Source organism: Streptomyces sp. H39-C1 (genome assembly GCF_027158125.1).
GTDB classification, from domain to species: Bacteria; Actinomycetota; Actinomycetes; order Streptomycetales; family Streptomycetaceae; genus Actinacidiphila; species Actinacidiphila fildesensis.
Genome location: NZ_JAPVLS010000004.1, coordinates 1 through 8,224, shown reverse-complemented (window position 1 = coordinate 8,224; position 8,224 = coordinate 1). Strand labels below are relative to the sequence as shown.

The following is an 8,224-nucleotide window of genomic DNA, read 5'->3' as shown; positions in this document are numbered from 1 at the left end:
CCCACCTCGCGGGCCACCCGGGTCACCTGGTCGGCGAACGAGGACAGCTGGTCGACCATCGTGTTGATGGTGTTCTTCAGCTCGAGGATCTCGCCCCGGGCGTCCACGTCGATCTTCTGCGACAGGTCGCCGCGCGCCACCGCCGTCGCGACCTGCGCGATGTTGCGGACCTGGGCGGTCAGGTTCCCCGCCATGCCGTTCACCGAATCGGTCAGATCGCGCCACACACCCGCGACACCGGGCACCTGCGCCTGGCCGCCGAGCCGGCCCTCGGTACCCACATCGCGTGCGACGCGGGTCACCTGGTCGGCGAACGAGGACAGCTGGTCGACCATCGTGTTGATGGTGTTCTTCAGCTCGAGGATCTCGCCCCGGGCGTCCACGTCGATCTTCTGCGACAGGTCACCCCGCGCCACCGCCGTCGTCACCTGGGCGATCTGCCGCACCTGGGACGTCAGGTTGCCCGCCATGAAGTTGACGGAGTCCGTCAGGTCCTTCCAGGTGCCGGCGACGCCGTCCACCCGCGCCTGGCCGCCGAGCCGGCCCTCCGTGCCCACGTCCCGCGCCATCCGGGTCACCTGGGCCGCGAAGGACGACAGCTGGTCGACCATGCGGTTCACGGTGTTCTTGAGCTCCAGCATCTCGCCGGAGACATCCACCGTGACCTTCTGCGACAGATCGCCGTTGGCGACCGCCGTCGTCACCTGCGCGATGTTGCGGACCTGGCCCGTCAGGTTGCGGAAGGCGGTGTTCACCGAGTCGGTGAGGTCCTTCCACGTCCCCGCCGCGCCCGGCACCTGCGCCTGACCGCCCAGCTCGCCCTCGACGCCGACCTCACGCGCCACCCGTGTCACTTCCGCGCCGAAGGAGGACAGCTGGTCCACCATCGTGTTCACGGTGTTCTTGAGCTCCAGCATCTCGCCGGAGACGTCCACCGTGACCTTCTGCGACAGGTCGCCGTTGGCCACCGCCGTCGTCACCTGCGCGATGTCCCGCACCTGTGCGGTGAGGTTGCGGAACGCGGTGTTCACCGAGTCCGTGAGGTCTTTCCACGTCCCCGCCGCCCCCGGCACCTGCGCCTGACCGCCCAGCAGCCCCTCGGCGCCGACCTCGCCCGCCACGCGGGTCACCTCGTCGGCGAACGTCCGCAGCGTCTCGGTCATCGCGTTGATCGTCTCGGCGAGCTGCGCCACCTCGCCGCGCGCCCCGATGGTGATCTTCTGCGACAGGTCGCCGTTGGCGACCGCCGCCGTCACCTGCGCGATGTCCCGCACCTGGGCCGTCAGGTTCCCGGCCATGAGGTTGACGGAGTCCGTCAGGTCCTTCCACACCCCGGCGACGTCCGGCACCTGCGCCTGACCGCCGAGCTCACCCTCCGTACCGACCTCACGGGCGACTCGCGTCACCTCGGAGGCGAACGACGACAGCTGGTCGACCATCGTGTTGACGGTGTTCTTCAGTTCCAGCATCTCGCCGGCCACGTGAACCGTGACCTTCCGGGACAGATCACCCTTGGCGACCGCCGTCGTCACGAGAGCGATGTCACGTACCTGGGCGGTGAGCCGGGACGCCATCGTGTTGACGGAATCCGTCAGGTCCTTCCACGAACCGGACATACCGCGCACCTTGGCCTGGCCGCCGAGCTTGCCCTCGGTGCCGACCTCGCTGGCGACGCGGGTCACCTCGTCGGTGAACGCGGACAACTGGTCCACCAGGCCGTTGACCGTCCGGCCGACCTTGAGGAACTCACCGCGCAGCGGATGCGCGGAACCGTCCGCGCCCTGCGACCGCAGGTCCATCCGCTGTTCCAGATCGCCCTCCGCGACCGCCGACAGCACCCTTCCCACCTCGGAGACCGGCCGGACGAGATCGTCGACCAGCGCGTTGGACGCGTCGATCGCCGCCGCCCACGAGCCCTCGCAGGCACCGGTCTCCAGCCGCTCCGTGAGCTTTCCCTCACGGCCGACCACCCGGCGCACCCGCGCCAGCTCACCCGTCAGATGCTGATTGCGGTCGGCGACCTCGTTGAAGACGGCGGAGATCTCCGCCATCAGCCCGTCTCCCGACACCGTCAACCGCTTGCGGAAGTTGCCGTCCCTCATGGACGCCAACGCCGCCAGAAGTCTGTACAAGGCAGCCGAATCCACCTCGATGGTCCCGTTGGCGCGGGATCGCGCGTTCTTTGCACGCGAAACTGCACCGCGCGTCGATGCGCTGGACTCCACCGTGTCCCTCCCGGAGGGTCGACCAAACTGCTCGTGAACTGCCTCTTAGACATGCCCAGTGTTTCACCATGCCTGCGCATGGCCATAACAGTTCGGCAGCTTCGCATATGACCTGTCGCACGATCGGGGCAGAAACACCCGGAACCAGCGCACACGCCATCAGCAGAGGTAAGTAACCTGGCATCCGGTTGCCCGCCACAGACCGGGCCTACACCTCACGGGGGCCGCCGGTGACGGCGCAGGGAATCGAGAGCGAGACCGACGACAGCGTCCTGGGGCGCACAAGGAGTTCTGTGATCACGGCGCGGGCAGCGGCCACCTTCCAGCCGGTGGGGCGATCGGTCGCCATCGCGCGCGCCTTCGTCCGCGACACTCTGCAGGGCTGGGGCTTCTCCGACATCGTCGATGACGCTGTCGTTCTGACCAGCGAACTCGTCACCAATGCCGTGGTCCACGCCGGCACCTCCGCTGACGTACAGTGCCTGCGCTACGACACAGCGGTACGGGTGGAGGTCGCCGACCGGTACCCCGAGCGTGAGGTTCCCCTCCAGGACGCCGGACTCCAGATCCGCAACCCGGACAGTGAGGGTGGCCGCGGCCTCGTCCTGTGCTCCGCCCTCGCCAGCCGCTGGGGCGTCGAGTACACCCCCGCCGCCAAGCACGTCTGGTTCCAGCTCGACCTGCCGGAGCGCTCCGCGGGCACCCGCGCCGCGAGCCCCGCGCTGCCGACCGCCGCCCTGCCGCTGACCGACGAGCGGGTCCGGGTGGCCGTGATCCAGGTCGACCGGCACGCCGTCGTCACGCGCTGGAACGACGACGCCACGGATCTGTTCGGCCACACCTCCGAGCGGATGATCGGAAAGCCCCTCACCGAACTCACCGCCTGGCCGCAGACCCCCGGCACCGGCATCGGCCTCGCCGAGGCGCTGCTCCTCTCCCGCTGGGAGGGCACCTACGGGATACGGGGCGCCGACGGCCGCGTACAGCCCGTGTACGGCTCCCATCTGCGGGTCCGCGACACCACCGGTGAGCCCTCCACCGTCTGCCTGCTGGTCCGCGCCGACGAGCGGGCCGTCCTGCAGAGCCCCGCGCGCGGCCCCGTCAACTCGGACTCCGCGTCCGGCGACCGCGGAAAGGCCGCGGACGCCTTCGAGGTGTTCATCGGCTCCCCGGCGCCCGACGACCTCGACGGGCTGCTGCAGCGCACCGTGGAGCGCGCCCGCGACATGCTCGACGGCGACGCCGCGTACCTGCTGCTCGCCACCGACGACGAGACGGAGCTGGAGGTACGCGCCTCCACCGGCCTGCCCTCCGCCCGGCAGCGCTTCGCCCGCGTCCCCGTCGAGGCCGGCACCGGCCGCTACGGCAGCGCCAGGATGCCCGCCGTCCACGAGGACCTCAACGCCGTCCCCGGCGCCGTCCCACTGCTCGCCGGCACCGGCATGCGCTCCATCGTCACCGTGCCGCTGAAGGTCGAGGGCCGCCTCACCGGCTCCCTGGGCGTCGCCGCCGAGGCACCGGGCCGCTACTCCAACGAGGAAGCGCTGCGGCTGCAGTTCGCCGCGGACCGCATCGCGCTGGCCGTCGAGAGCGCCCGCCTCACCGAGCTGGAACGGCTGCGCCGCGGCTCGCTGTCCTTCCTCGTCGAGGCCTCCGACCTGCTCGCGGGCACCCTGGAACGCGACCAGACGCTGGCCCTCATGGCCCAGATGACCGTGCCCACCCTGGCCAGTTGGTGCGCCGTTTACACCATCGCCGAACAGTCGGAACCCGAACTCGCCTTCGTGCTGCACGAGGACGAGGACCGGATCGACGGCATCAAGGCCCTGCTGTCGAAGCTCAACCCGCCCGCGCCGGAGCCCACGCCCGGCGCGCGCATCTGGACCGCGCCCTCCGACGCCGCCCACTCCACCGCACTGCGCGCCTCCTTGCGCAGCCTCGGCCTCGGCGAGGCCGGCCGCCCGGCGACCGGACCCGGCACCGCGCTGGCGACCGCCGCCGCGGTCGGCGGCGAGACCGTCGTCCTGCCGCTCGTCGCCCGTAACCGCGTCATCGGCATGCTCACCCTCGGCAAGCCCGCCGACGAACGCTTCCGCCAGGAGATCCTCGAACTCGCCGAGGACCTCTCCCGCCGCGCCGCCCTCGCCCTGGACAACGCCCGGCTGTACAGCGAGCGCACGGCCATCAGCCAGGCTCTCCAGCGCAGTCTGCTGCCGCCGGGCCTGCCGCCCATTCCCGGCGTCGAGGTCGAGGTCATCTACCGGGCGGCCGGCGAAGGCAACGAGGTCGGCGGCGACTTCTACGACCTGTTCCCGATCCGCGACGGCTGCTGGGGCTTCGCCATCGGCGACGTCTGCGGCACCGGCCCCGAGGCCGCGGCCGTCACCGGCCTGGCCCGGCACGCGATCCGGCTCCTCGCCCGCGAGGGCTTCGGCGGGCCGGCCGTCCTGGAGCGCCTCAACGCCGCCATCCTGGACGAGGGCGCCCGCAGCCGCTTCCTGACCCTGCTCTACGGGGAGTTGTGGCCGCAGCCCGACGGAAGCGCCATCCTCAAGGTCGTCTGCGCCGGCCACCCGCTGCCGCTGCGGCTGCGTCCGGACGGCACCGTGGAGTCCGCCGCCGACCCGCAGCCGCTCCTCGGCGTCCTGGAGGACCTGGAGCTCGTCGAACAGACCATCACCCTGGACCCGGGCGACGTCATGCTCTGCGTCACCGACGGCGTGACCGAACGCCGCGAGGGCACCCGCATGCTCGGTGACGACGGCCTCGCCGACGTTCTCGCCACCTGCACCGGCCTCACCGCCGGCGCCGTCGCCGCCCGTATCCAGCGCGCGGTGGAACGCTTCGCCTCCGACGCGCCCTCCGACGACATGGCCATCCTCGCGATGCGCGTCCCCGCCCTGCCCGACAACTGACGGCACGGCAGGAACCCGCGGTGCCCCGGGCGCCGGGGGCCCGGACAACGAAAAGACCCCCCGCCGTCAGGCGGGGGGTCCTTCTGTACTGGGGCCCCCATGCGGAATCGAACCGCAGACCTTCTCCTTACCATGGAGACGCTCTACCGACTGAGCTATAGGGGCTCGGTGTCGACATGGAAAATCTTAACCCATGAAGTGCCGTGCTCGGTAACCCGCCCCGAACCGCCGCCGGACCGGATCAGAGCAGGCCACCGAGGGCGTTGCAGGCGTCGGCGATATGCGTCAACTCCCGCTGGGTGAGACCCGAGTGCACCGGCAGCGACAGCGCCTGCGCCGCGGCCCGCTCGGTCTCCGGCAGCACCTCACGGGACCGGTGCGCCGCGAGCCGGTGCACGGGCGTCGGGACGCTCACGGTCGCCCGTACGCCGCGCCTCGACAGCGCCCTGGCGAAGGCGTCCCGGTCGGGCCGGCCGTTGCCCGGGATCCGCACTGTGTAGTGGTGGTAGACGTGGTGTGCGCCCGGCTCGACGTACGGCACGATGACGCCGGTCAGCGCCGAGTCCAGGAAGCGGGCGTGCGCGCGGCGGCGGGCGATCTCCCCCACGTCCCCCGCCGGCTCCTCCTCCTCGACCAGCGCGATCCCCTGCCGCGCCGCCAGTTCCCCCAGCTCCCGCATCGGGGCCGGGTGGCCGAAGAGGTGCACCGCTATGACGGCCGACGTCCTGGGGGTCAGTGCGGCCTCCACGGAGGCGGGGTCGAGGCAGTACGTGCGCGGGTCGATATCGGCGAACACCGGTGTCGCGCCCACCATCACCACGGCCGCCGCGGACGACTCGGGCGCGAAGGACGGCACGATCACCTCGTCGCCCACACCGATACCGAGAGCTTGCAGGGGCTGTCTGTCCATCATCAGCTGACGCACGTCCCTACCTCCACATGTCGAGGTGCCAAGGTTCCCGCCGGCACATGAACATGGGGTGACGGACAACAAAAAAGCCCCAACCCCCGAGCCGAAGCTCGGGGGTTGGGGCTGAATGATTGTTCGGCGGCGTCCTACTCTCCCACAGGGTCCCCCCTGCAGTACCATCGGCGCTGAAAGGCTTAGCTTCCGGGTTCGGAATGTAACCGGGCGTTTCCCTAACGCTATGACCACCGAAACACTATGAAGTTAACCAACCGGGTATTATCACGGTTCGTTACTTCAGAACTACACAGTGGACGCGAAGCAAAAATAGTTAGACAAGCCCTCGGCCTATTAGTACCAGTCAGCTCCACCCGTTACCGGGCTTCCACATCTGGCCTATCAACCCAGTCGTCTACTGGGAGCCTTAACCCCTCAAAGGGGGTGGGAATACTCATCTCGAAGCAGGCTTCCCGCTTAGATGCTTTCAGCGGTTATCCTTTCCGAACGTAGCCAACCAGCCATGCCCTTGGCAGGACAACTGGCACACCAGAGGTTCGTCCGTCCCGGTCCTCTCGTACTAGGGACAGCCCTTCTCAATATTCCTACGCGCGCAGCGGATAGGGACCGAACTGTCTCACGACGTTCTAAACCCAGCTCGCGTACCGCTTTAATGGGCGAACAGCCCAACCCTTGGGACCGACTCCAGCCCCAGGATGCGACGAGCCGACATCGAGGTGCCAAACCATCCCGTCGATATGGACTCTTGGGGAAGATCAGCCTGTTATCCCCGGGGTACCTTTTATCCGTTGAGCGACGGCGCTTCCACAAGCCACCGCCGGATCACTAGTCCCGACTTTCGTCCCTGCTCGACCCGTCAGTCTCACAGTCAAGCTCCCTTGTGCACTTACACTCAACACCTGATTGCCAACCAGGCTGAGGGAACCTTTGGGCGCCTCCGTTACTCTTTAGGAGGCAACCGCCCCAGTTAAACTACCCACCAGACACTGTCCCTGATCCGGATCACGGACCGAGGTTAGACATCCAGCACGACCAGAGTGGTATTTCAACGACGACTCCACAACAGCTGGCGCTGCCGCTTCAAAGTCTCCCACCTATCCTACACAAGCCGAACCGAACACCAATATCAAGCTATAGTAAAGGTCCCGGGGTCTTTCCGTCCTGCTGCGCGAAACGAGCATCTTTACTCGTAGTGCAATTTCACCGGGCCTATGGTTGAGACAGTCGAGAAGTCGTTACGCCATTCGTGCAGGTCGGAACTTACCCGACAAGGAATTTCGCTACCTTAGGATGGTTATAGTTACCACCGCCGTTTACTGGCGCTTAAGTTCTCAGCTTCGCCACACCGAAATGTGACTAACCGGTCCCCTTAACGTTCCAGCACCGGGCAGGCGTCAGTCCGTATACATCGCCTTACGGCTTCGCACGGACCTGTGTTTTTAGTAAACAGTCGCTTCTCGCTGGTCTCTGCGGCCACCCCCAGCTCAGGGAGCAAGTCCCCTCACCAGTTGTGGCCCCCCTTCTCCCGAAGTTACGGGGGCATTTTGCCGAGTTCCTTAACCATAGTTCACCCGAACGCCTCGGTATTCTCTACCTGACCACCTGAGTCGGTTTAGGGTACGGGCCGCCATGAAACTCGCTAGAGGCTTTTCTCGACAGCATAGGATCATCCACTTCACCACAATCGGCTCGGCATCAGGTCTCAGACTATATGTCGCGCGGATTTGCCTACGCAACGCCCTACACCCTTACCCCGGGACAACCACCGCCCGGGCTGGACTACCTTCCTGCGTCACCCCATCGCTTACCTACTACCACCTTGGACCGGCGGCTCCACCACTCCCCTTTGCCCGAAGGCTCCAGGACGGCTTCACGGCCTTAGCATCAGAGGGTTCGATACTGGGCGTTTCAAAGCGGGTACCGGAATATCAACCGGTTGTCCATCGACTACGCCTGTCGGCCTCGCCTTAGGTCCCGACTTACCCTGGGCAGATCAGCTTGACCCAGGAACCCTTAGTCAATCGGCGCACACGTTTCCCACGTGTGTATCGCTACTCATGCCTGCATTCTCACTCGTGTACCGTCCACGACTGGCTTCCGCCGCCGCTTCACCCGGCACACGACGCTCCCCTACCCATCCCCGCACCCGTTAGGGCTTC

3 protein-coding genes, 1 tRNA gene and 2 rRNA genes are annotated in these 8,224 nt (G+C 67.4%); 1 reads left to right on the top strand and 5 read right to left on the bottom strand.

The features are described from left to right. The coding region (locus tag O3W51_RS04025) for a HAMP domain-containing protein (RefSeq protein WP_443048238.1) at window positions 1-2,147 on the bottom strand (2,147 nt) is incomplete at its 3' end. A 371-nt stretch (window positions 2,148-2,518) separates the two neighbouring features. On the opposite strand from O3W51_RS04025, the gene O3W51_RS04020 reads away from it, so the two are divergent. Next, window positions 2,519-5,140 carry a SpoIIE family protein phosphatase gene (locus tag O3W51_RS04020; protein ID WP_138358954.1) on the top strand — a complete coding sequence of 874 codons (2,622 nt, stop codon included), beginning with the start codon at window positions 2,519-2,521 and terminating at the stop codon, window positions 5,138-5,140. Window positions 5,141-5,229: 89 nt separating this feature from the next. Here O3W51_RS04020 and O3W51_RS04015 read toward each other — a convergent pair. The 4 genes from O3W51_RS04015 to O3W51_RS04000 form a co-directional block, all read right to left on the bottom strand. After that, window positions 5,230-5,305: transfer RNA gene (locus tag O3W51_RS04015), tRNA-Thr, on the bottom strand. Between the two features lie 76 nt (window positions 5,306-5,381). After that, a complete protein-coding gene (locus tag O3W51_RS04010; RefSeq protein ID WP_138358952.1) occupies window positions 5,382-6,053 on the bottom strand; it encodes a DegT/DnrJ/EryC1/StrS family aminotransferase in 672 nt (223 codons plus the stop codon). A gap of 130 nt (window positions 6,054-6,183) precedes the next feature. Next, window positions 6,184-6,300 (bottom strand): 5S ribosomal RNA (rrf, locus tag O3W51_RS04005). 78 nt (window positions 6,301-6,378) lie between these two features. Beyond that, window positions 6,379-8,224: ribosomal RNA gene (locus tag O3W51_RS04000) — 23S ribosomal RNA — on the bottom strand; the annotation flags it as partial.